Below are 23,149 nucleotides of genomic sequence, written 5' to 3' on the forward strand. Positions count from 1 at the left end.
CTCCTTTAAAAAAACATCTACAACAGTATCCAGAATCTTGTATAAAATCTAATTCAACACTAAAACGTTGCTCAGCAACCATAGGACAACGCTACACCACTTTTACACCACATCTAATACATTTCCATGGCGGTCTCTAAACTTAAAACCTCTGAATCGCCTTAAAATACGCCTATTCTTTCCACTATAAACCTATAAGATCCAAATAAACTTTTTCATAATACATGCCGGGAACTGGTAGAACAGTTACCCGGCATCCTCCCTTTTTATGGTATTTTTCGTTTTCAGACATCTTCTATATAAAGTATTCAATCGTTTTTTCTGCGGTCTTCTTCGTATCTTCATTAAATATAATAACTGCTTCTCTATCTTCCATCGGACCTAATGCATATAATTCTGTTGTCTCCCGATTAAAACACTGTTCATCTACGATTCGATTATATGTAAATGGATGATCATCTACCATCACAATCCCTGCCTCTGTAAATGGCTCTTTCACATAATATGGATCAAACATCAGAATCTTTCCACTCAGTGTTCCAGTCAGCAATACGTAATGTGCACACTCAAAATACAGACGAACAACAACCGCACCACCACGGCAAAGAGCATCGTTAATCAGGCTATCTCCTCCAATCCATACACTTTTTCCCGAAAGATATTGACTGGAAACTGGCAACTGACCAACTTTTCCGAACCCATTCAGCCAATTACTAAGAAACATCATCGCAGCACTTGAAGTGCCACTTTTCCCCATAATACCTTCGCAATTATAGCAGTCCAAACAGTATAACATAATATTTCTTATTACTACTGGTGAGATCTCTTCCCGCGGAAACAAAAAGCTAACCGCATCCAGCATTGCAGTTGGTCCGCAGTCATATTCAGACAATTGATAATGAAGTGGATTTTTCAAGATATCGCCTCTTTTCTTATAATTCATATCATTTTAATATGAATTATATTATTTGATTTTCTTTCCGTCAAGCCATTTTCCACACCTATTGACATTTTCAATATCTTCATCTATTATAGTTCAAATTAGAACAATATTTCAAGGAGAGAGAATCTCATGATTGCTCAATTCTGGGAAAGTCAGTCTCTGATGGACGAAATGCGCAAAGAACTTTTGGTCAGCTGCTGCTTGAGGATTTTTCTTTTGAAGACCTTCAGACTTTGAACCGTCTTTTTGCACAGATAGATTATAACATTCATCATTATTTTGAGGAGGAACATTAATGCTTACGAAATTTATTGTCTGCTTTATCGCCGGAATCGGTGCAGGACTTGGTACTGGATTTGCCGGTATGAGTGCAGCGGCAGTCATAAGCCCTATGTTGATTGCATTTCTTCATATGCCAGCTTATGAGGCAGTCGGAATTGCACTTGCAAGTGACGTCCTGGCAAGTGCAATAAGTGCCTATACTTATGGAAAGAATAAGAACCTGGATATCAAAAACGGCATTGTCATGATGATATCTGTCTTATGTTTTACGCTGGTCGGAAGTTGGATTGCAAGTCTGGTTCCTAACCAGACCATGGGAAACTTCTCCATGGTTATGACTTTCCTTCTGGGTGTCAAATTCATTGTAAAACCTGTCATGACTACAAAAGAAAGCATGGAAGCAGTAAGCCCTCGCAAGCGTTTCATTCAGTCAGTGTTCTGTGGAATTATGATTGGTTTTATCTGTGGATTTATCGGTGCCGGCGGCGGTATGATGATGCTTCTGATACTCACCAGTGTTCTTGGATATGAACTGAAGACCGCAGTAGGAACCAGTGTATTCATTATGACGTTTACCGCATTTACCGGTGCAGCCAGTCACATTGCAATTGGTGGATTTCCAGACCTCTGGTGTCTGGTTTTCTGTGTATTGTCCACCTTACTCTGGGCAAGAATTGCCGCACGGTTCGCCAACAAAGCAAGTGCCGCAACCCTCAATCGTGCAACTGGTATCGTATTAGTTATATTAGGTGCCGCAATTATGATCGTCAGCAGATAGAAGATGATGCAACTATCTATTCAATTGTATCTTCTTTGGCCCATCCATATGCGTATTTGACAGCTTTATTCCATCCTTTGATTCTCTTCTCTCGTTCCTCTTCTGCAATCACCGGATGGAATGTCTGATCAATTGCCCAGTTCTGAATGACTTCTTCCTTATTCTTCCAATATCCTACTGCCAGGCCCGCCAGATACGCCGCTCCCATAGCAGTCGTCTCAACACATTGTGGTCTTAGTACCGGTGCGTTGATAATATCCGCTTGTGTCTGCATCAGAAAATTGTTCGCACTGGCTCCACCATCTACTTTTAATGCCTCCAATGAGATACCGGAATCTGCTGCCATTGCTTTTAGAACATCATTTACCTGATAAGCCAGTGATTCCAAGGTTGCCCGGATAATATGGTATTTATTCACTCCTCGGGTAAGTCCCACGATTGTTCCTCTGGCATATTGATCCCAATGTGGTGCTCCCAGTCCAGTAAATGCCGGCACTACATAGCATCCGTTCGTATCCTTTACTTTCTTCGCCATATATTCCGAATCTGCCGCTGAATCAATCAAACGCATCTCATCTCTTAACCATTGAATTGCAGCCCCTGCCACAAAGATGGAACCTTCTAATGCATAATTGACCTTGCCATCCAATCCCCACGCAATCGTTGTCACCAGACCATTTTTAGAAAACACAGGTTGCTCTCCTGTATTCATCAGTAAGAAACAGCCTGTTCCATATGTATTCTTCGCTTCTCCCGGGCGGAAACAAGTCTGTCCGAACAACGCCGACTGCTGATCTCCTGCTGCACCGGCAATTGGGATCGGCCCCCCAAGGAACGAAGGGTCAGCCTCTCCATATACACAACTTGAAGGCTTAACTTTCGGAAGCATACACCTGGGAATATTCAATTCTTCCAGAATCTCATCGTCCCACTCCAATGTATTGATATTAAAAAGCATTGTCCTGGAAGCATTAGAATAATCCGTCACATGAACTGCCCCTTTCGTCAGTTTCCAGATCAGCCATGTCTCTACTGTACCAAAAAGCAGCTCTCCATTTTCAGCTTTCTCCCTAGCTCCCGGTACATGGTCAAGAATCCATTTTACCTTTGTTCCTGAAAAATATGCATCAATCACCAGTCCGGTCTTCTTCTGGAACCTCTCCGTCAACCCTTTTGCTTTTAGGGTGTCGCAATATTCAGAAGTTCTTCTGCACTGCCAGACGATTGCATGATATACAGGTTCTCCTGTATTTTTATCCCATACAATTGCAGTCTCACGTTGATTGGTAATTCCAATTGCCGCAATATCTTCTGCTGTCGCTCCAATCATATTCATCGCTTCTACTGCCACTCCCAGCTGACTCGCCCAGATTTCATCTGCGTCATGTTCTACCCATCCGGGCTGTGGGAAATATTGTTTGAATTCACGCTGTGCTACACTGCACATTTCACCCGCTTCATTAAAAAGAATACAACGGTTACTTGTTGTCCCTGCGTCCAAAGCCATTACATACTTTGCCATAACTTGCTTCCTCCTACTTTCATTCTCCATACCTCTTTTTGTAAAAAAAGAGCAAACTAAACAACAGTATCGCTGTTGTAATCATTCGCTCTCTCATCTCGGCACATTCATTTAACTATATAAACCATACCATAATGCGACTATTTTCACAACTCTTTTTTCAAATTACGCCTCTGCTTAACAGCCCACCCAATCATGACACTTCCAATCATAAGGATCAGAATACCGATGCCAATAAAGCACAATTTTTTAACGAAAGATGTCTGAACAGATGGCTTATTTTCTTTCTGTTCCTTCTTTTGCGATGGGACAATCTTCTCTCGCATTGGTCTGGTAATCTTCTGAAATGCTGTTTCTTTTGGTACAATATCAAATGAAATCCGTTCTGTTGTCTGGTTACCAGCTCTGTCATATGCTTTCACAATAATCTCATAATTTCTATATTCCTGAACTGTATATTGATATATCTTACTTCGTGAATTTGTTTTCTGTACCTCTCCGTTGATTCGTATTTCTTTAATAAAATCTTCCTGATTAGAGAGTGTAATCTGGAAATCCTTCTCTTCTTCATATGTCTTTTCGTCTTCCAGATTGGAGAACACCACCTGAGGGGCTGTATGATCAATGACAAAATATGCCTTTGCCGTACCAATATTTCCAGCAGAATCAATTGCTTTTACATCCAAGATATGTCCACCCTCTGCCAATATTTCTTCTCCTAGATGATACAGCTTCCCATCGAGAGAAACAGAATATGTATAACTGGTAAAGTCCAGAATCCACTCCTCTATTGGATAATTCCAGCAGAAGCTTTTCAAATACTGTTGATGAAGCCGATCCACATAACGAATCACGGGATTCTCTTTATCAATAATTACCTGCGCTTCATTATTATCTTCATAACCCGCATAATCAGCAGCCTTCACTCCTAATTGATAGATTCCATCTTCTGTCAAAAACTGTTTTGCAGAATACTCATTACCACTTTCGAACCAGTCAGTAACTTCCAGCACAGTCATATTTCCGGCTGGATCTTTTCGTTTTGCACATGCACTTGCCTTCCTAATCAGATTGTCTTCTGTTACCCGATAAGTCACCTCTACCGGCTGACTGGTAATCATGTAATTTTGAATTCCTTCGATCATAGTTTGAGGCGAATGATGATCAATATACAATTTGCAGCTCTTTTCCGTATAATTTCCGGCACGGTCACTGACTCCTACAGTCACGTACACCGCTTCTCCTGCAGTAGATTCCAGATGAATACGAAAATCTGCCATAGATTCGCTGGTTCCTCCAAGGACCCGATCACCAGATGTACAAGATAACCAGTTAATTTGGCTTCCTTGTTCTCCATCTTCAGCCGAAGCTTTCAATACAACTTCTTTCTGATACCATGAACCTTCTCCACGGGGCGTTTGCAAGTATAATGTTGGAGCCTTCGTATCAATCAGAAAATCCTTTTCCACTGAGCTTTCTTCCAGTCTGTTTCCTTCTGCATCCTCCATCCATACGGACAAATGATTCTTCCCTTCCTGAAATCTCTCTTTTTCAATACTGGCTTTTTCATTTTCCTGACTCAATACTCCTTCCATACTCTGTCCATTACTGTCCGTAAAACAATACTTGGTCACCCCGACTTTACTTACATGACACAATTCTACTTCTGGTCTGGTAACATAATACCCATTCTTTCCATCTTCTGGCGGAATCGCAAGTTGAAACTTTTCAATCTTCTCTTCATTTTCATCTGCAGATTCTTCATCATCAACAAATTCTTCCTCTTTAGCCGATACTACATTGCCCCAAAATGACAGCTGACAGTATGACAATCCAAGAATCATCAATCCTATTATTATCCATTTGAATTTCCTACCCATACTTCCTCACCTTCTATTCGAATCTCGTATTCCTGTTGCAATTTTTGAAACTCTTCATTCTCTAGAATCTCTGGAACTTTTCGCATATATTCCTGCACTGTCTGAGCGCAGAAACTACGGTCAACGGATGAATCTTTGCATATGAGTCGGATATGCAATAGTCTAAGTTCAACAGAATCCTCCAATTCTTCAATTCCCTGAACACAAGTATCTAACGCCATATCTTTTTCTTCACAAGATTCATATAACATTGCTATCTTTTTGTATAACTCTTCTCTCTTATAGACATCTGTTTCTAATTCCATAACTCCTTCATATAGTTCTGCCGCCTCCTTCACTTTATCCAACGTTTCACAGGAAGAAGCCATATATTCTTTTACCTCTTTTTCCCCCTCTTTTCCAATATGTTCTTGCTCCAGATATTGGTTTCCAAGACGCAGAATATTCTCTGCCGCCTGCTCACCACTTAACATTCCATATCCACGGATCAGGCACTGGCAGTATTGGTCTGCTTTCTCCTGAATCATACTTTCTTCCAGACTTTTCAGATGATTCTTAAGTGCGGTTCGGTTTATTTCTGATTTTTCGTTTTCCACAGCCTTTATGATTACTTCCAGATCTTTTGCTTGTTCATCTTCTTTTTTTATTTTTTCAAGATATTCCAGGCTTTTTTTACAATCATTTAGTTCTAAAAAATACTCAAATACAAGATCAAGATATGCATTTTGAATCTCCTTTTTTTCAGATACATTTTCCTCCTTTGGTTCTTCAACTGTAGTAATGGCTGCCTTCTTGCCTTGATCTTTTTCTTTGGAAAATGCAATCATACATACAGACGCAATTATAATTATTACCCCTGCAGCAAAAAAGAACTTTGTTCTTCTGCTGTATGTCCGCTTTGTTTTTTCCTTCATGATTGGGATATGTTTTCGAATTTCTGATACATTTTGATATGATTTCTTGGACTGCCTCTTTAGGCATCTCGATATGATTTTCTGAAATTTCTTTTCTTCTTTTTTCGTCAAAGGTGGATCTGGCTCTGAGACGGCGAGCAGATACTGTATTGTCCTTCCAAATCCATAAATATCCAGACTTATGCTTGCTTTTTGATAATACGGCTCTTCCGCCGGAAGAAAATATTCGCGCACCACCCTTCTTCGCATAAACCGAAGCATCTCTTCATTGGATTGCGCCTCAAAATCTAAAAAATATAGGTCTCCTTCCTCTGTGATAACAACACTATATGGATTCACATACTGATAAAACGGCTTTTTTCGACACTTATGAATCATTCCCAGCTGTTTTGCAATCATTTGAACCCACCCCAGCAACCGTTCTTTTGAGACATGTGGATGATATCTCAACCAATTCGCCAGTATTCTGCCATCCACATACTCCGAGCTGATATAACAGGTCTGTCCATGCTCAACCAGACGCAGCACATCATAGCCCTCTTTTGGTACCACTTACATCACCTCATCTTCCTATAAAATTACCTGTTCTCTTGGATAAACATCTGAATAAGATTAAGAGAATAAAACTAAGAGAATAAAATAGATTCTTTCGAATTATAGAGTGATTCATATATTACTGGATTCTTTTCCAAAAAGCAAGTACTTTTGCCATATTTTAAGAAACATTTCGAAGCCTACAGGACTTTCTATCGGAAGCTTTCTCCAAATGGATAGTTGCAAAAAGGATGCCTGTCACCTTATTTTGTGGCAGGCATCCTCATTCCTTCTTTTATTTTGTTCTGTGGCTTAATTCCTTCGGTGTATACAGATGTCTTGGAATACCATCTACCATAACCGGTGATACATCTCCCTGAATCAGCGGTCTTACATAAGAAATAAATTCATTGGTTACATAAGTACCTTCTTCATTTACCCACTCTCTTGGAACAAGCTTCTCATCGTTAGCGATCTTGTGAACGTCTTTCACTTCTGTTCCACACTGATATGGATCATCAGATAATCTCTGAAGAACAACCATCTTACCGGAATCTCCTTCATCTGCTGCCTTAACAGCTGCACCGCCTACCTGGTATGCTTCCAGAATATCTACACGGGATGCTGCATGAGAAGCAGAACGCTGTAATGTACTCAGCTCGATCGCACGAGTCTTACATCCCATCTCACCTGCGATGAAGCTTGCAAGATATGATGCTGTTCCTGATAACTGCTTGTGTCCAAATGCATCAACGAAGTCGATGCTGTTACCCAATTCACATACATATCTTCCATCAGCAATACGGATACCTTCTGATACTGCGACTACGATGGATGTCTTCTTCTTCAGAAGAGCCTTTACTTTTGCGCTGAATTTCTGAAGATCAAATGTAATCTCCGGCAGATATACCAGATCAGGACCTTCGCAGTCTTCACCCATTGACAAAGCTGTAGCACCAGTCAGCCAACCGGCATTACGTCCCATAATCTCTACGATCGTAACAATACCTTTTTCATATTCCAGACAGAAGCTGTCACGGATAATCTCTTTCATTGAAGTACCAATATACTTCGCTGCACTTCCATATCCAGGTGTATGATCTGTAAGTGCAAGGTCATTATCGATTGTCTTCGGGCATCCGATGAATCTTGTCGGGAAACCTGTAATAATTGCATAATCAGACAACTTCTTGATGGTGTCCATAGAATCATTTCCACCAATATAAATAAATGCTTCAATATCTAATTTTTCAAGAATTGCAAAGATCTTATCATATACTTCACGGTTCTCATGAATCTCTGGCAGTTTATAGCGGCATGACCCCAAAAATGCCGCCGGTGTTCTTTTCAATAATTCTGCATCCAATTCGGTCTTGATATGATCAGAAAGATCGATATACTTCTCTTGTAATAATCCTTCTACTCCATGAAGCATACCATACACTTTCTTAGCTCCACGATCTTTCGCAGTACGATAAACTCCTGCAAGACTTGAGTTAATCGCTGCTGTAGGGCCTCCTGACTGTCCTACGATAACATTTCTTTCCATAAACTAGTTCCCTTCCTTCCTTAAAATTGCTGTCGATATTACTATTTTAGTATATTTCAACATAAATGTCCACAAAAAATCTGGTTATTTATGCAGATTTACAAGCGCTTCATTCTGAGCATAGATATATCCCTTCATACATCCGTTTCCTGTCACATCTACAACCTCGTCATCTTCAATCTCAACCTCCATTTGACACTGATTGTTACAGACTGCGCAGTTTATCTTTATTTTTTCCATTTCATTTCCTCCTGTTAGCATTATTATAAAATTTGAAAACCGTGTCACATACATTTTCAGTATATAATAAAAAAACCTCTTACAAAACTCTGCAAGAGGTTGAAAACGTGGGCGAGAGGATTCGAACCCCCGACCTTTTGGTCCGTAGCCAAACGCTCTATCCAGCTGAGCTACGCCCACACAACTATGAATCATTTTCACAACAAAATAAATTATATCCTAGTCTCTCTACATTGTCAACATTTATTTTGATTTTTTTGTTTTTTCTTTTTATTTTTTTCTCATTCCTTTTCAAAACTAACTTATTAGTGTTACTATAAGCCCATGAATATTAAGGAAGGTTTACATATTATGACAAAAAAAATAGCTGTTATTAATGACTTATCAGGATTTGGCCGTTGCTCTTTGACGGCTGCAATATCTGTTCTATCTGCTATGGGCGTGCAGGCCTGCCCGCTTCCCACGGCAATATTGACCGCACAGACAGAATATCCCAGTTATTACTGCGATGATTATACAGATAAGATGGAATATTTTCGTTCAGAATGGGAAAAGATGGGGCAACATTTTGATGGAATCTACACTGGATATGTTGCCAGTGTAGCGCAGATCAACCAGATTTTTCGCTTTATTGATACCTTTGATACCCCTGATACTTTTCTTCTGGTGGATCCAGTCATGGGGGATGACGGACAGACCTATTCCATGTATACCCCTTCTTTATTAAAACAAATGCAGCTACTGGTACAAAGAGCCGATATCATCACTCCAAATCTCACAGAATTATGCCTGTTGACCGACGCCAATTATCAGAACATAACCCAAATGAAAGATTCCGATGAACTGTTTTCCACGATTCAAGAGCTTGGACAGCAACTCTGCAAAACTGGACCACAGAACATTATCGTAACCGGAATTCATTTTCAGAAAGAAGATGGAACAAAAGCGATGGGCAATCTATTAATCAACCGCGAAAGTGCCTCTCTTTTTTCCTTTCCATATGTCAGCGGCAGTTATTCCGGAACGGGAGATCTCTTTGCCTCTTGTATAGCAGCAGGCATCGCCAGGGGCGATTCTATTTCCTCTGTTATTCAACTGGCTGGAGAATTCCTGGAACTTGCGCTATTAGATTCTGTGAAGGAACATGTTCCCTGCAATGATGGTGTAAATTATGAACAATTTCTTTGTCATTTGGGTACACCACATTTTTAAATTGGGGACGTAGTACTTTTGCAAAGTACTACGTCCCCAATTTATGTTTTTCTTAAGAAACTTTATAAACTTTTCCAGTTCTTGACATATTCCCGTCACATTTCACTTATATAATAAAGATATCAATTAAAGGAGACGGTAGCTGTGCTTTTATTATCATAGGGTATGGTTACCGGACTTCGCCTAACAATTAGTAAAATTTATATAGATTTTTTTCATCCCCCTCCAATGGCCAGTGCACATGTGCTGGCCTCTTTCCTTTTTCTAAACGTTTTTCAGATTAGGTATTCCATCTTCCTGTCATTTTATGCTATAATAGAAAAAGCGCACCGATACATGCGTACTTTCTATTCATAGAAAGAATTATTATGCAGCAGTGGTCGAGTTGGCTGATGGCATCTGCCTCGAAAGCAGAAGAGCCGCAAGGCTCCGGGGGTTCAAATCCCTCCTGCTGCGTTTTCACTATTGTTTATATGGAATATTTGGACTTCATATCTCAGGATTCTGTAAGATATGAAGTCCATTTTTTGTCCATATATTCCTTCTTTTTTCTTTATACAATCTTAATGCCAGACTTCATGCCCTAATGCATATTTTATGGAACTGGTGCGAAAATATACTGAAAGAAAGTGTCGGTAAAACTGACGCGCACACCATTGTTTTATTTTATTTTGGTGTATTTAAGGAGCTGGCATAGATACATGAGCAAGTTAAAAAAGCAACTTACTTCCGCACAGATTATTATTCTTGGCTTTGCTGCCGTTATTTTGATAGGAACTTTATTGTTAATGCTGCCTTTTTCCACACAGGATGGGCATAGTCCACTTTTTTCAGATGCTTTATTCACCGCAACTTCTGCTGCCTGTGTGACTGGGCTGGTCGTTCATGATACAGCTACTTACTGGTCAACTTTCGGACAGGCGGTTATCATTCTTTTGATACAGATTGGCGGTATGGGTGTCGTAACATTTGCCGTAGCTATTGAAATATTTTCCGGTAAGAAGATTAGTCTGAAGCAAAGAAGTACCATGCAGGAAGCAATCTCCGCACCCAAAGTTGGCGGAATTGTTCGGCTGACTGGTTTTATTTTGAAAACGACATTTTTAATCGAACTGATTGCTTCTATTATCATGGCACCTACATTCTGTAAAGAATTTGGGCCTTTGAAAGGAATCTGGTACAGCGTTTTTCATTCTATCTCTGCATTTTGTAATGCAGGATTTGATTTGATGGGATGTGAAACGCCTTATTCATCCCTGACTCATTTTTCCAATACACCTGTAATCAATCTGACTATTATGGCTTTGATCATCATTGGTGGTATTGGTTTCCTGACATGGGATGACATCACGGTCAACAAACTGAATATTAAAAGATACCGGATGCAGAGTAAGATTATCATAATGATGACTTCATTTTTAATTCTGCTTCCCACTCTATATTTTTTCTTTTTTGAATTCTCGGATACGCCTGTGGGAGAACGCATCTGGATATCTCTATTCCAGGCAGTTACTCCAAGAACAGCCGGATTTAATACAACTGATCTGACGATGATCAGCGAAGCAGGGCTTGCACTCATGATTTTTCTAATGTTAATCGGTGGTTCTCCTGGATCCACAGCCGGTGGAATGAAGACCACAACACTTGCCGTCATGCTGTCCACTTCCATCTCTGTCTTCCGTCACAATGAAGATACACAATTTTTTGGACGAAGGATCACTCCGGATGGCGTGCGTAATACGATAACGATTGCGACCATGTATTGTACTTTATTTTTCAGTGGAGGGCTCATTATCAGTCGTGTAGAAGATCTTCCTCTACTGACTTGCTTATTTGAAACAGCATCAGCTGTAGGTACTGTCGGGCTGACGCTTGGTATCACTCCACAGCTTGGATTATTATCACATAGCATCCTGATTCTCTTGATGTATTTGGGCAGAGTCGGCGGACTGACATTAATTTTTGCAGCTTTGTCTAACCGGCGTGTGTCTCCGGTAAAATTACCTCAGGAAAAATTGACTGTCGGATAAGGAGGAACTTATGAAATCTATATTATTGATCGGTCTTGGCAGATTTGGACGACATATTGCATTTAAACTGAATGATTTTAACCACGAAGTAATGGCAATTGATGATAATGAAGAGCGAATCAACGCTATCCTTCCCTACGTTACGAATGCTTTGATCGGTGACAGTACGAATGAAGAATTTCTTTCTACATTGGGGATTCGTAATTTTGATGTATGTATCGTGGCCATCGGGGATAATTTTCAGAACTCACTGGAAACAACTTCTCTATTAAAAGAATTAGGAGCAAAAAAGGTCATTGCCAGGGCCTCTACCGGTGTACACGAAAAGTTTTTACTGCGAAATGGGGCAGATAAAGTTGTATATCCCGAGAAACAATTAGCTGCATGGACGGCAATCCGTTGTACCTCGGATTATATTCTTGATTATATTGATCTAGATGGTGACTACTCCATCTTCGAGCTGGCAATTCCAAAAGAATGGTGCAACAAGACGGTATTACAAATAGATATCCGTAAAAAATACGGGCTGAATATTCTTGGAATCAGGGTAAACGGAAAAATGGATATGAACATCACACCGGATACCTTTCTGACGGAAGAAAATTCGATTCTTGTACTTGGACATTTAAAGACGATTCAGAAATATTTTCATATCTGATTCTTCGCTGCCCTTTTGAGGAGGTGGTAATCCTATGAAAGAACTGTTTCTTATCATCCTGATAATCGCTCTTTTTTCATTCGGATACTTTATTATGAAACAAATCGATGAATTTCTTACAGAAAATCAATCGCAGATTACGGATAATCATGATTCAAAAACTCAAGGTAGCTAAACGTATCTGCCTGTGCTAAAATGGATACTACATATCGGAGGACATGAATCATGAATCAGACTATGGATAAAGATATAACAATTAACACCTCATATTCTGCCAGAACAAACAAGAAAAAACAGCTCATCAGCATTCTGGAAAATGCTGCCAAAAGCGTTGTTATTTTGTTGGGTGCTACTCTTTTGTGCCTTTTATTCCATCATCTGGGATTTACAGACTCAAACATTATTATGGTATATATTCTGGGAGTTCTTCTGACTTCTATTGCTACTTTCCACTGGGTGTACAGTCTGGTCTCATCGATTGCCAGTGTATTTATCTTCAACTATCTGTTTACCGTTCCCCGCTTTTCTTTCGCGGCTTATGATACCGGCTATCCGGTTACGTTTGTGGTCATGTTTCTGACAGCATTTCTTACCGGAATTCTGGCTATCCGATATAAGGAACAGGCAGAACAGTCTTCGAAAAGTGCACAACGTACAAGAATCCTTCTGGATACAGACCAGCTCCTGGCAAAAGCCAATGATAAAGTACAGATTCTGACGGTTACAGCAACACAGATTATCAAGCTTACCAACCGTAATATCATTATTTTTGAGGCTTCAGACGGAAAATTGTCCACGCTTCATACATTTCCGGCAAATGGAAAGGACTTTCCATCTTATAATAAAGAGATCGAGACAAGCGCAGCAGAATGGGTATTAAAGCACAATCATTCTGCAGGGGCAACTACAAAGCTTTTTTCTGATTCCAGATTCTTCTATCTTGCGCTTCGTGTCAATGACCGTATCTATGGAGTTATTGGGATTGACATAGGAAATAATCTGCAAGATACTTCTGAACACAGTATCCTTCTTTCTATCTTAAGTGAATGTGCACTGGCATTGGAAAACGAAAAAAATATCCGTGAAAAAGAAGCTGCTGCGATCCTGGCAAAAAGTGAGCAGCTTCGGGCAAATCTGCTTCGTACGATTTCTCACGATCTTAGGACCCCTCTGACTTCCATCTCCGGAAATGCCAGTAATCTGATAAGCAACGGAAGTCATTTTGATGAAGAAACGAAGCAAAAGCTTTACGAGGATATTTATACAGATTCTATGTGGCTGATCAATCTGGTCGAAAATCTTTTATCTGCCACAAGAATAGAGGAGGGACGCATGACCCTTCGTGTCACTACGGAACTTTTGAGTGATATCATAGAAGAAGTTGTACAGTACAGCAGCCGTAAACTTCAGCAGCACCATCTGACCGTCGATTGTAAGGATGATCTGATCCTGGTAAAGGCTGACACTAAACTGATCGTACAGGTCATTGCAAACCTTGTAGATAATGCCATAAAATATACCCCGCAGAATTCTTCTATCACAATCTCTACCTACACTACAGGCAGCATGGCTGAAATCTCTGTTGCCGATAATGGGCCCGGAATCTCTGAGGAAGACAAAGATAAGATCTTTGATAAATTCTACTGCGGATCGAATAAAATTGCTGACAGCCGGCGCAGTGTGGGGCTGGGCCTGTTTCTGTGCAAAGCCATTGTGGAAGCCCATGGCGGAACCATTCATGTGGAAGATAATCTGCCGCATGGTGCAATCTTCCGCTTTACCCTTCCAAGAGAGGAGATTGTATTACATGAATAAAATTCAGATACTTGTAGTGGAAGATGATGCTCCTGTACGCAATCTGATCACTACCACATTAAAAGCACATGATTATCGTTTTATCACCGCAGAGAACGGAGAAGATGCTGTGATGGAGGCTGCTTCCCACAATCCGGATATCATCCTTCTGGATCTGGGACTGCCGGACATTGATGGTGTCGAGGTCATCACCCGTATCCGTAGCTGGTCTAACACTCCAATTATTGTTGTCAGTGCGAGAAGTGAAGATACTGACAAGATCGATGCTTTGGATGCCGGTGCCGATGATTATCTGACCAAACCATTTTCCGTCGATGAACTGTTGGCCAGACTGCGTGTGACTCAGAGACGCCTTGCCCTCATGCAGAACAATAATTCACAGCAGGCCGTCTTCGTAAATGGACAGCTTCGAATCGACTATGCGGCAAACTGTGCATATCTTGGCAATGAAGAACTTCATCTGACACCCATTGAATACAAGCTTCTCTGTCTTTTGGCACAGAATACTGGTAAAGTCCTGACCCACAAGTTCATTACCCAAAGCGTATGGGGAAGCTGTTGGGAAAATGACGTGGCATCCTTACGTGTATTCATGGCAACCCTTAGAAAAAAACTGGAGAGTGCCCCCGGCTCTCCCCAGTATATTCAGACGCATATTGGTATTGGTTATCGGATGCTCAAAGTAGAATCCGACAAATCATAGATTCTTGCCTTGTCTGTCATCAGCTCTTCATCGAGCTGATACAGGCAGTCCAGCAGTCTTACCTGAAACGTTCCAGTTCCAGGGCATTCCTTTGCCGCAAGTTCTCCGGCAATTCCCATAGACGCAGCTGCCAGCACAGCTGCATGAATTCCTTCTTCCCTGTCAGATGCCAGGAAAGCCGTACACAAAGCTCCCAACATACAGCCCGTTCCTGTAATCTCGGATAACATCGGATCACCATTTGCAATCAGATATGCACGATGTCCACCCACGATCAGATCTTCTTTTCCACTTGCCAGAATAACCGTACCTGTTTTTATAGAAAACTCACGCAAGATCTGAAGGACTTGTTCTCTGTTAGCCTCTGTCAGTGCATCCTCTTTTCCGGCATCAATCCCAATGCTGTGCGACGGTCTTCCGGCCATCGCCAGAATCTCCGACATATTTCCCTTCAAGATAGCCGGATAACCTATTGTGAACAATTCTTTTACATATGCCATTCGAAGATCACTGCAGGCTACACCCACCAGATCTAATAACACTGGTATAGATCGCTCTTTCGCTGTTTTTAACGCTATCTTCATTGACTCCATTCTGGCATCTGTTATATTTCCCAGATTCAGCATCAATGCATCAGCACTCGCCGTAATCTGAGCTACTTCACGAGGATGTTCTGCCATGATCGGCCGTCCTCCTGCTGCCAGTATCACATTTGCGCAGTCATGAATAGAAATGGGATTCGTGATACAATGAATTAAAGGCCTGCACCTCTTAGTTTGGTTCTGTAGCCATTTTATGCTTTCTGTCATATACCGGACCTCCTAAACTCTGCTGGAATTTGACAAGCAGTCCCGCACGGCTCAATGCTTTTAAGAAAAAGTATGCTACGGTACCACCCATCAAAGTTGCCCCCAGAAACATCGGTGTATAATAAAAGGCTGTCAATCCATCTCTTCCCATCAGAAAAGCCATTACCGGATAAGAGACGATAGAACCGATAATTCCAGTCCCAAACACCTCTCCTATAACTGCACAGATTATCTTTCCTTTAGATAATCGATAAAACACACCAGATAAAAAGGCACCAAATACTGCTCCTGTAAGTGCAAGTGGCGGAATCCCCATAAACATCATACGGATGATTCCGATTAAAGTTGCACATAACAAAGAATACCACGGTCCCATCAATACAGAACATACAATATTGATCAGATGTGCTGTCGGACACATTCCTTCTATTCTAAGAATTGGTGAAATAACGACTCCAATCGCTACCATCATTGCTAACATTACCATACGAAACACATCTACTCTTGTCTTTGTCATGAACTCATTCCCTTTCTACTGATTCAATAATCATTTGCATCCTAGCACGTTTTCCCCGCCATGTCAAACAGAACGCCATATCTTCCATTTCTATTATACTTATAAGGTATCACAAGGCGTCTATTATATGTATTTCCATTTTTTTCAAAAGAATGTTAAATTATAATCAGAAAGAGGAACAAGATATCAGCAAGAAAAAGAAAAGGAGATGTTAATTATGTTGAAGAAATTAGAAGCGTTCTTGGCAGAATATTATGAGAGCTTTCACTTGGGGTAATCGCATTGATCAGAATCGAAATTTTTGATGTGAACAGATAAGGAGAAAAAAATTGAATAAGCCAACGTCGTGCAACAGTCCAGACATTGCATAACATACAATCAAGTGTATGGTATCTATGCAATGTCTGGACTGTTTCATTCTGTAAATTCTCCAGATGAATCTATTCCTGATTATCCTTCTGTTCTATCCACACATCCATGCTTCCCGAGCGAAATCCTTCCATATCTAATGTAATATATGTATATCCCAGTTTTTTCAGATATTCTGTAATGGCATCCCCCTGTTCTATCACACTTTTCATATTCTCTTTATCTACTTCGATTCGGGCGATCTCTCCATGTACCCGAAGTCTTACATTATAAAATCCCTGTGATCTTAGATACGCTTCTCCTTGCTCCACCTTACGCATCGCTTCATATGACAGTCTCGTTCCATAAGGAAATCTGGTAGCAAGACATGGGCTGGACGGCTTCTTCGCAACAGAGATTCCATACTCTTTTGCCATTCTGCGCACCTCTTCTTTGGTAAGTCCTGCATCTGCCAGCGGACTTATCATCCCCAGTTCATGGATTGCCCGGATCCCCGGCCGATATACATGCAGATCATCTTCATTTGTCCCTTCAAGGATCTTGCGAACGCCAAGTCTTTCTGCTTCTTTTTTCAGTTCCTGAAAGAGATATTTCTTACAACGATAACAACGGTCTACCGGATTATCCTGGATATCTGCTCCGTTCAATTCATCCATTTCCAATACATGAAAGACAGCCCCCACCTCTTCGGCCACCGTCCTGGCACCGTCAATCTCGCCGGACGGATGCATCATTGCGTGAAACAGAATCCCATAAACCTTTCGCCCGGTCTTCCTGGCAGCTTCACAGGCGATTTTTAAGATCAGGCTGCTGTCCACACCTCCGGAAAAGGCTACGACCAGATCTTCTTTGGCATATTCCTCCAACTGATGCTTTAGCTTCTCTTTTTTCTCTTCATAGCATAAAACGGATGGACTCATGACAACACCTCATCTTCTGCCTCATGGCGGACTCTGCTCCAAACTTCCTGATAAGAGAGTCCCTTTTCCCTGCAGATTGCAGTGACACTTTCATATTCTGGATACACCCGGACATATCCTTCTAATCTGCAGACCTTGACCTTTGCCTCTCCAAGAGAAGTCCGTACTGTGCAGATTTCTCTTTGCATGACCGTCCGCTCCATCTTCACCCTGCGAATCCCGATCGTCGTTGTCTCATGGAAGATGATCTCTTCCATCTTTGGTACATCTTCTTCACTGCAGATTACATTCATCTGATATGCCGGACGGTTCTTCTTCATAAATACCGGAATATAATGCACGTCTCTGGCTCCGGCTTTGAACAGACGCTCCATTACATGCCCCAGCGCCTCTGGCGTACAGTCATCCAGATTCGTCTCTAATTTGTAGATATAATCTGCTTCTTCGGATTCCGGCTCAATCAACATTCCCCGCAGAATACTGGTCCTTCCGTAATCACGTTTGCCGGCTCCCATTCCGATTCTTCGAATCTTATATTTTCCCGGAAGATGATCCGAAGTCCGTACTGCCGCCACAATCGCTGCTCCGGTCGGAGTCACCAGTTCTGCTTCCGTCTCTGTGATATGCAGCGTAAGTCCATGCTGCTGCGCAATATTCACCACTGCCGGAACCGGCACCGGAATCACGCCATGCTGGCAGCGGATGGTTCCACGCCCTTCATACAACTCAGGTACAATAACTTCTGTAACATCAAGATTGTCCAGGCATACGGCAGCCGCTACAATATCCACAATGGAATCGACTGCTCCCACTTCATGAAAATGCACTTCTTCCAGTGTGGTGCCGTGAGCTTTTGCTTCTGCCTCTGCCAGTACTTCAAAAATATCAACCGCAATCTTTTTGGCATGTTCCGTAATTCCAGAATGCCAGATGATATCCAGAATCTCTGGAAGCCCACGATGCTCATGTGTATGATGATGTTCGTGACCTTCATGGCCGTGATCATGGGTATGTCCTTCATGACTGTGCTCATGTGTTCCATGAACATGTTCATGTTCTTCATGGCTGTGTATATGTTCACCATGCTCATGTGTATGTATCTGCATGTCATCATGACCATAAAGATATCCATTATCATGATCATGGTTTTCATGCTCTTTATCTAAGATAACTCGAAAATCGCAGGCATCCAGGCCCGACTTTTTCACGCGGCTGATCTGTACATCAAATCCTTCCACCGGAAGGCTTCTAAGCTGCTCTTTCAAAATCTCTGGATCCGCACCAAGGTCCAATAAAGCACCGACCGTCATATCGCCGCTGATTCCACTGTAGCATTCTAAATATAGTGTCTTACCCATTACCGTTCCCCCAATCTGTTAATCTGTGATGCAATATATCCTGCTCCATAGCCATTATCAATATTTACGACCGCAATTCCATTGGCACAGGAATTAATCATGGTCAGTAATGCTGACAGACCCTTTAAATTCGCTCCATACCCGACAGAAGTCGGAACGGCAATGACCGGCTTATCCACCAGACCGCCAATGACACTTGCCAGGGCTCCTTCCATTCCAGCCACCGCAATGATACAATTGGCCTTCTGAATCGTATCCAGATTCGCAAGCAGCCGGTGCAGGCCGCTGACGCCCACATCATATACACGCTCTACATAAGAGCCAAAGTATTCCGCTGTCTGGGCAGCTTCTTCCGCCACTGCAATGTCTGAAGTTCCTGCAGTACATACGGTAATACATCCCTGTTTTTCTTTCCCCGGATTCTCAATTTTGATGATTCCGGACACGGTATCATACTGAACATCCGGATATCTTTCTTTTAACAGCTCATACTGTCTCTGAGACGCTCTGGTCCCGAACACTTCTCCCTCCATTTCATATATTTTCCCAAAGATTTCAAGAAGATGCTCGTCTGCCTTTCCACTGCAGAATACGACCTCTGGGAAACCAGAGCGCAGTTTCCGGTGGGTATCAATCTTGGCATATCCCAATTCTTCGAACGGCTGCCTTCTAAGATGCCCTTCTGCTTCTTCCACAGACAGCTCTCCATTTTTCAATTTCATCAATATCTCATGCGTATCCATCCTTGCCTCCATTGCTGTAACATATTCGGATTGTCGCTATCTATCCTTCCAGACTACATTCGATTATATCACAGGAGGTCAATTTTAGGAAGTACCATTCCAACTTTTGAAAAACTGAAAAAACAGGATGGGCTGCATAAAACAGTCCCATCCTATTTATTCTTTGCAAAGATCTGTCAGAGCAGGCAGTCTCTTCAGGTAGATCCGCCCGGAAAATGCAATGTGAGGCAATTCGTAAAATCGGCTCTTTGCCGGACAAATCGGCCGATAGAGTGGGTCTGCAACAATGACTTTTGCATCTTTCAACCGTTCTTCTGCCTCTTCTTCTCCACGAATCACTAGATCTTTAGGTGCCAGTAAACCATCGGTCTCTTCCAATGGACATAATACACGAACTGGCTGCCTTGTCTTACGTTCGATTGCCGCAGCCAGAGATCCCATCGTAACAGGTTCTCCGATCAGTGTAATCTCAGCATCACCTGACAGTCTTCTGTCAAGGTAAGCTACCGATGTTTTTCCACTCTCTACGGCCTGTTCCAGTGCCTTTGACAAGTCTTCTGCAAAATCTCCCACCGGGGTCCCGACCACATAAGGTGTCCCAAACTTTTGCTCTAAGACCTTCGCCACGCGAAGACCAACGGAAGAAACCACCAGATTCACAGCCGCTTCTGATGCTCGCGCCAGAGCATCCAGATCATCCCCCATGGCCCAGGTAGACAACACCTCCCACCCAGACTGTTCCAGGCTTTCTATTAATCGTTTTACATGTGAAATTGGCCCAAAATCCAGCGGTGTCACCCCCAGAACATTTAGACTCCGTGGACTGGTACATCGCTTTTCAGAATCTGTAAAGCGCTCTGCAATCTCAGCCAAAGCAATTCCTGCGCCATATACATAATCATGCATCCCGTTTGTCGGAACGGAAAAGGAAGGAATGCCTGTTTCTTCTTCCAGAATCTGCGCTAACGCCGGGAAATCCGTTCCATTCATGAAGGGAATCGGAGAACCTGCCAGAGCGAGAAACTTAGGGTGCAGCTCTTCGGCCGCCGTTCTAATATCATGAAGAAATTTCTCATCATTTCCAAGAATGGCGTCAATCTCCGTTAATCCTGAGATATAGATCAGGCTGTCCTGATCATACCAGCGGATCTCATCATGTGTATTATAAGTAGAATTGCAACCGGACGGGTCATGCATGACTGTCATACCGCCCAGTTCATATAATGCCGAGCATACGCCTGATACATCGGCTGTATAAACCGGTATAATACGATAGGATTGTCTCATAAGCAGCAATCACACCCCCATCCCTTTTGAATTACCAGTGATTCCGTATCCTTTTCCTCCCGAAAAGCTTCTGTCATCAACTGCGCAAGTTGCCGGATTCCGTCAAATCCATACAGGCCGCCGCCTTGAACCATATTGACAAAATGCCGGCTTTTGGTAAACCATGCGGCTTTCTGACCGATTGCCAACACTTCTCGCTCTCCGCCTCTTGGCAACACGCGCATCTTCACCTGAATCGTTGCCGCAAGTTTTAACCCAGGTGCATGTTCACGAAGCCATTCAAAGTCTTCTTTTTCCTCTGGGCTGATGCTGTCCAGGTAGACGGTTTCCACCACAAATCCGTGTGAGATCAACAATCTTGCCAGCCCAAGCGGTCTTGGATGGAACAGATAATCAATCGCTATCGGCGTATCGCCAATCTCCCGATGTGCCTGTTCCAATGCTCTTTCACATGCTGCAATCTCATCTTTTGCATCAATTGATGGTAAATGTAATACATCTGCAAGTTCATTCATGTGCTGCGTAATCTCATCATACCCAAAGCATGCCGGCAGATACAAGTGCTGTCTTCCCAGTCGTTCTGCCTGAACCTCTGCACCGTAACGTCCCGGAGGATAGAAAGATACGAACAACTCAGAAGCACTTAACTCCAGATATTCCTCCCATGTCTTGCAGGCCGGAAGTTCTCTTACTGCATATCCATGCTCTTTAAGAAATCGCGGAATATCCGCCGTCTCATCCAATGCAAAATCACTGCCCAGAAGACTTACACTCTTCGTCTCTGGCGTTCGTTCCGATAAGGGGTCATACATTGCTTTTCTTAACTTCTGGTCTGGCGTAAGCCCAGTCTTCTGCATGATCGGATCCATATAGCAACGGATAAATACAATCTCCGGGAATCGTTCTTCTAATTCCCGATAGACCCGGTCCAGATCACAGCCCAGAAAATGATGAAGGCATACAGTAAATAAAAGAACTGCCTTCGGATATTCCGGGAGCTTCTTAATTACATCCGTCACACCTTCTATGGTCACATCTTCCAGATTGCCATTCAAAAGATTCTCCTCTTCCACAATCACAAAGGAAAACCGGTCTGCCGCATTCATCTCTGCTGCCGTCAGTACCACACCACGCATACAGTTATCAGCACATACATAGATCTGCCTAGATTCCGGAAGCTGCATTCCAGTGTGGACAATATTCCAGTTGCCGTGAACCGGCGAATTGAATTCCAGTTCAGAAGCAAATGGAGCCGGAAATGCAGCATCCCTGACCGTCGTTACCGCACCTTCCGTATCAATAGATTCTCCCACTCGCTTTAACATAATTCCTCCTTCTGACATGCCGCCAGAATCTGACGCGCCAATACACGATACTCTTCTGCCATGTCACTGTCCGGATAACATTCCAATAGAATCTTTCCCTGTTCTTCTGCCATCGGTACCTGCTCACTTCTGGACAGCGTCCCGATTACTTCTGTCTGAAAATCTTCGGCCAGCTCTGCCACTTTTTCCTCTTCTCGTTTAACATTTCTGCGATTTAGAATAATCCCTCCCAGAGAGGCATATCCGCGATTCTTAAAGTTCTCTACGGCCATCGCAATATTGGCCGCAGCGTGAATGGCCATATTTTCTCCAGAGGTTATGATAAATACCTTATCTGCATAGCCTTTTCGCATCGGCATAGAGAATCCGCCGCAGACCACATCTCCCAGAACATCATAGAACACAACATCCGGCTTATAAGTTTCATAAGCGCCTTTTTCTTTTAATTTTTCCAATGCTGTAATGATTCCGCGTCCCGCACAGCCAAGACCGGGAGTCGGGCCGCCAGCTTCCACACAGACTACACCGTTATAGCCGATTCTGACCATATCTTCCAGCTGAAAATGATTCTTTTTCTGCTGATATAATTCCAGCACCGTAGGAACCGGCTGCCCCTGGCGAAGCTGAAGCGTGGAATCTGCTTTCGGATCACAGCCGATCTGCATGACTTTCAGTCCCTGCTCTGCCAAAACTGCCGCCACATTTGAAACCGTTGTTGACTTGCCGATGCCGCCTTTTCCATAAACTGCAATTTTGATCAT

21 protein-coding genes and 2 tRNA genes are annotated in these 23,149 nt (G+C 42.4%); 8 read left to right on the top strand and 15 right to left on the bottom strand.

Annotated features, from left to right (window positions below; all coding sequences use genetic code 11):
- Positions 1–295: 295 nt before the first annotated feature.
- Complete coding sequence (locus ACQRBH_RS14790; protein ID WP_427762281.1) at positions 296–916, bottom strand: peptidase C39; 621 nt, start codon at positions 914–916, stop codon at positions 296–298.
- 322 nt (positions 917–1,238) lie between these two features.
- Here ACQRBH_RS14790 and ACQRBH_RS14795 point away from each other — a divergent pair, with 322 nt between their 5' ends.
- Complete coding sequence (locus tag ACQRBH_RS14795) at positions 1,239–2,003, top strand: sulfite exporter TauE/SafE family protein (protein ID WP_427743236.1); 765 nt, start codon at positions 1,239–1,241, stop codon at positions 2,001–2,003.
- A 16-nt stretch (positions 2,004–2,019) separates the two neighbouring features.
- Here ACQRBH_RS14795 and glpK read toward each other — a convergent pair whose 3' ends face one another.
- From glpK to ACQRBH_RS14825, 6 genes are all read right to left on the bottom strand, one after another.
- Positions 2,020–3,525: a glycerol kinase GlpK gene (glpK, locus tag ACQRBH_RS14800; RefSeq protein ID WP_427762282.1), complete on the bottom strand. Its 1,506-nt coding sequence runs from the start codon at positions 3,523–3,525 to the stop codon at positions 2,020–2,022.
- 146 nt (positions 3,526–3,671) lie between these two features.
- Positions 3,672–5,405: a hypothetical protein gene (locus ACQRBH_RS14805; protein WP_427762284.1), complete on the bottom strand. Its 1,734-nt coding sequence runs from the start codon at positions 5,403–5,405 to the stop codon at positions 3,672–3,674.
- Entirely contained in the window at positions 5,381–6,871 is a 1,491-nt protein-coding gene (locus ACQRBH_RS14810; RefSeq protein WP_427762285.1) for a hypothetical protein, read from the bottom strand. The genes ACQRBH_RS14805 and ACQRBH_RS14810 overlap by 25 nt, the downstream gene beginning before the upstream one ends.
- 277 nt (positions 6,872–7,148) lie before the next feature.
- Complete coding sequence (locus ACQRBH_RS14815; protein ID WP_235233010.1) at positions 7,149–8,402, bottom strand: 6-phosphofructokinase; 1,254 nt, start codon at positions 8,400–8,402, stop codon at positions 7,149–7,151.
- A gap of 84 nt (positions 8,403–8,486) precedes the next feature.
- A complete protein-coding gene (locus ACQRBH_RS14820) occupies positions 8,487–8,642 on the bottom strand; it encodes a hypothetical protein (protein ID WP_427743240.1) in 156 nt (51 codons plus the stop codon).
- Positions 8,643–8,748: 106 nt separating this feature from the next.
- Positions 8,749–8,822 (bottom strand) — tRNA-Arg (locus tag ACQRBH_RS14825).
- A gap of 171 nt (positions 8,823–8,993) precedes the next feature.
- Between ACQRBH_RS14825 and ACQRBH_RS14830 the strand changes: the two genes are divergently transcribed.
- The 7 genes from ACQRBH_RS14830 to ACQRBH_RS14860 all read left to right on the top strand — a co-directional run bounded on the left by ACQRBH_RS14830 (position 8,994) and on the right by ACQRBH_RS14860 (position 15,060).
- Positions 8,994–9,854, top strand: a complete 861-nt coding sequence (locus tag ACQRBH_RS14830) for a pyridoxamine kinase (protein ID WP_427762286.1) — start codon at positions 8,994–8,996, stop codon at positions 9,852–9,854.
- Between the two features lie 370 nt (positions 9,855–10,224).
- Positions 10,225–10,310 (top strand) — tRNA-Ser (locus ACQRBH_RS14835).
- A 245-nt stretch (positions 10,311–10,555) separates the two neighbouring features.
- Positions 10,556–11,884, top strand: a complete 1,329-nt coding sequence (locus ACQRBH_RS14840; RefSeq protein WP_427762287.1) for a TrkH family potassium uptake protein — start codon at positions 10,556–10,558, stop codon at positions 11,882–11,884.
- Between the two features lie 10 nt (positions 11,885–11,894).
- Complete coding sequence (locus ACQRBH_RS14845) at positions 11,895–12,542, top strand: potassium channel family protein (protein WP_235233014.1); 648 nt, start codon at positions 11,895–11,897, stop codon at positions 12,540–12,542.
- Positions 12,543–12,576: 34 nt separating this feature from the next.
- A complete protein-coding gene (locus ACQRBH_RS14850; RefSeq protein ID WP_427743245.1) occupies positions 12,577–12,717 on the top strand; it encodes a hypothetical protein in 141 nt (46 codons plus the stop codon).
- 50 nt (positions 12,718–12,767) lie between these two features.
- The gene (locus ACQRBH_RS14855; protein ID WP_427762289.1) at positions 12,768–14,357 is read left to right on the top strand and encodes a DUF4118 domain-containing protein; all 1,590 of its coding nucleotides are present in this window, start codon (positions 12,768–12,770) and stop codon (positions 14,355–14,357) included.
- A complete protein-coding gene (locus tag ACQRBH_RS14860; RefSeq protein ID WP_427743247.1) occupies positions 14,350–15,060 on the top strand; it encodes a response regulator in 711 nt (236 codons plus the stop codon). The genes ACQRBH_RS14855 and ACQRBH_RS14860 overlap by 8 nt, the downstream gene beginning before the upstream one ends.
- Here ACQRBH_RS14860 and thiM read toward each other — a convergent pair.
- From thiM to ACQRBH_RS14900, 8 genes are all read right to left on the bottom strand, one after another.
- Positions 15,024–15,869 (bottom strand): hydroxyethylthiazole kinase, encoded by an 846-nt coding sequence (gene thiM, locus ACQRBH_RS14865; RefSeq protein WP_427743248.1) that lies wholly within the window; start codon positions 15,867–15,869, stop codon positions 15,024–15,026. The two genes, ACQRBH_RS14860 and thiM, sit on opposite strands and share 37 nt — an antisense overlap.
- Positions 15,832–16,386 carry an energy coupling factor transporter S component ThiW gene (gene thiW, locus ACQRBH_RS14870; RefSeq protein ID WP_427743249.1) on the bottom strand — a complete coding sequence of 185 codons (555 nt, stop codon included), beginning with the start codon at positions 16,384–16,386 and terminating at the stop codon, positions 15,832–15,834. Before thiW ends, thiM begins: the two co-directional genes overlap by 38 nt.
- Positions 16,387–16,826: 440 nt before the next feature.
- Entirely contained in the window at positions 16,827–17,675 is an 849-nt protein-coding gene (larE, locus tag ACQRBH_RS14875) for an ATP-dependent sacrificial sulfur transferase LarE (protein ID WP_427743250.1), read from the bottom strand.
- Entirely contained in the window at positions 17,672–19,033 is a 1,362-nt protein-coding gene (gene larC, locus ACQRBH_RS14880; RefSeq protein ID WP_427762290.1) for a nickel pincer cofactor biosynthesis protein LarC, read from the bottom strand. Before larC ends, larE begins: the two co-directional genes overlap by 4 nt.
- A complete protein-coding gene (gene larB / locus ACQRBH_RS14885) occupies positions 19,033–19,776 on the bottom strand; it encodes a nickel pincer cofactor biosynthesis protein LarB (RefSeq protein ID WP_235233021.1) in 744 nt (247 codons plus the stop codon). The genes larC and larB overlap by 1 nt, the downstream gene beginning before the upstream one ends.
- A gap of 156 nt (positions 19,777–19,932) precedes the next feature.
- A complete protein-coding gene (locus ACQRBH_RS14890; RefSeq protein WP_427743254.1) occupies positions 19,933–21,063 on the bottom strand; it encodes a nitrogenase component 1 in 1,131 nt (376 codons plus the stop codon).
- A complete protein-coding gene (locus ACQRBH_RS14895; RefSeq protein ID WP_427762291.1) occupies positions 21,060–22,388 on the bottom strand; it encodes a nitrogenase component 1 in 1,329 nt (442 codons plus the stop codon). Before ACQRBH_RS14895 ends, ACQRBH_RS14890 begins: the two co-directional genes overlap by 4 nt.
- Positions 22,382–23,149 (bottom strand): nitrogenase iron protein NifH, encoded by a 768-nt coding sequence (locus ACQRBH_RS14900; protein ID WP_427743256.1) that lies wholly within the window; start codon positions 23,147–23,149, stop codon positions 22,382–22,384. The genes ACQRBH_RS14895 and ACQRBH_RS14900 overlap by 7 nt, the downstream gene beginning before the upstream one ends.

The sequence above is a fragment of the Bariatricus sp. SGI.161 genome (assembly GCF_050313695.1).
Lineage (GTDB): Bacteria > Bacillota > Clostridia > Lachnospirales > Lachnospiraceae > JAFBIX01.

Excerpts from the sequence above, each read along its gene's own strand:
- ACQRBH_RS14795 (WP_427743236.1), top strand. The coding sequence starts at position 1,239 with ATGCTTACGAAATTTATTGTCTGCTTTATCGCCGGAATCGGTGCAGGA.
- glpK (WP_427762282.1), bottom strand. The coding sequence starts at position 3,525 with ATGGCAAAGTATGTAATGGCTTTGGACGCAGGGACAACAAGTAACCGT.
- ACQRBH_RS14805 (WP_427762284.1), bottom strand. The coding sequence starts at position 5,405 with ATGGGTAGGAAATTCAAATGGATAATAATAGGATTGATGATTCTTGGA.
- ACQRBH_RS14815 (WP_235233010.1), bottom strand. The coding sequence starts at position 8,402 with ATGGAAAGAAATGTTATCGTAGGACAGTCAGGAGGCCCTACAGCAGCG.
- ACQRBH_RS14820 (WP_427743240.1), bottom strand. The coding sequence starts at position 8,642 with ATGGAAAAAATAAAGATAAACTGCGCAGTCTGTAACAATCAGTGTCAA.
- ACQRBH_RS14830 (WP_427762286.1), top strand. The coding sequence starts at position 8,994 with ATGACAAAAAAAATAGCTGTTATTAATGACTTATCAGGATTTGGCCGT.
- ACQRBH_RS14840 (WP_427762287.1), top strand. The coding sequence starts at position 10,556 with ATGAGCAAGTTAAAAAAGCAACTTACTTCCGCACAGATTATTATTCTT.
- ACQRBH_RS14845 (WP_235233014.1), top strand. The coding sequence starts at position 11,895 with ATGAAATCTATATTATTGATCGGTCTTGGCAGATTTGGACGACATATT.
- ACQRBH_RS14850 (WP_427743245.1), top strand. The coding sequence starts at position 12,577 with ATGAAAGAACTGTTTCTTATCATCCTGATAATCGCTCTTTTTTCATTC.
- ACQRBH_RS14855 (WP_427762289.1), top strand. The coding sequence starts at position 12,768 with ATGAATCAGACTATGGATAAAGATATAACAATTAACACCTCATATTCT.
- ACQRBH_RS14860 (WP_427743247.1), top strand. The coding sequence starts at position 14,350 with ATGAATAAAATTCAGATACTTGTAGTGGAAGATGATGCTCCTGTACGC.
- thiM (WP_427743248.1), bottom strand. The coding sequence starts at position 15,869 with ATGACAGAAAGCATAAAATGGCTACAGAACCAAACTAAGAGGTGCAGG.
- thiW (WP_427743249.1), bottom strand. The coding sequence starts at position 16,386 with ATGACAAAGACAAGAGTAGATGTGTTTCGTATGGTAATGTTAGCAATG.
- larE (WP_427743250.1), bottom strand. The coding sequence starts at position 17,675 with ATGAGTCCATCCGTTTTATGCTATGAAGAGAAAAAAGAGAAGCTAAAG.
- larC (WP_427762290.1), bottom strand. The coding sequence starts at position 19,033 with ATGGGTAAGACACTATATTTAGAATGCTACAGTGGAATCAGCGGCGAT.
- larB (WP_235233021.1), bottom strand. The coding sequence starts at position 19,776 with ATGGATACGCATGAGATATTGATGAAATTGAAAAATGGAGAGCTGTCT.
- ACQRBH_RS14890 (WP_427743254.1), bottom strand. The coding sequence starts at position 21,063 with ATGAGACAATCCTATCGTATTATACCGGTTTATACAGCCGATGTATCA.
- ACQRBH_RS14895 (WP_427762291.1), bottom strand. The coding sequence starts at position 22,388 with ATGTTAAAGCGAGTGGGAGAATCTATTGATACGGAAGGTGCGGTAACG.
- ACQRBH_RS14900 (WP_427743256.1), bottom strand. The coding sequence starts at position 23,149 with ATGATCAAAATTGCAGTTTATGGAAAAGGCGGCATCGGCAAGTCAACA.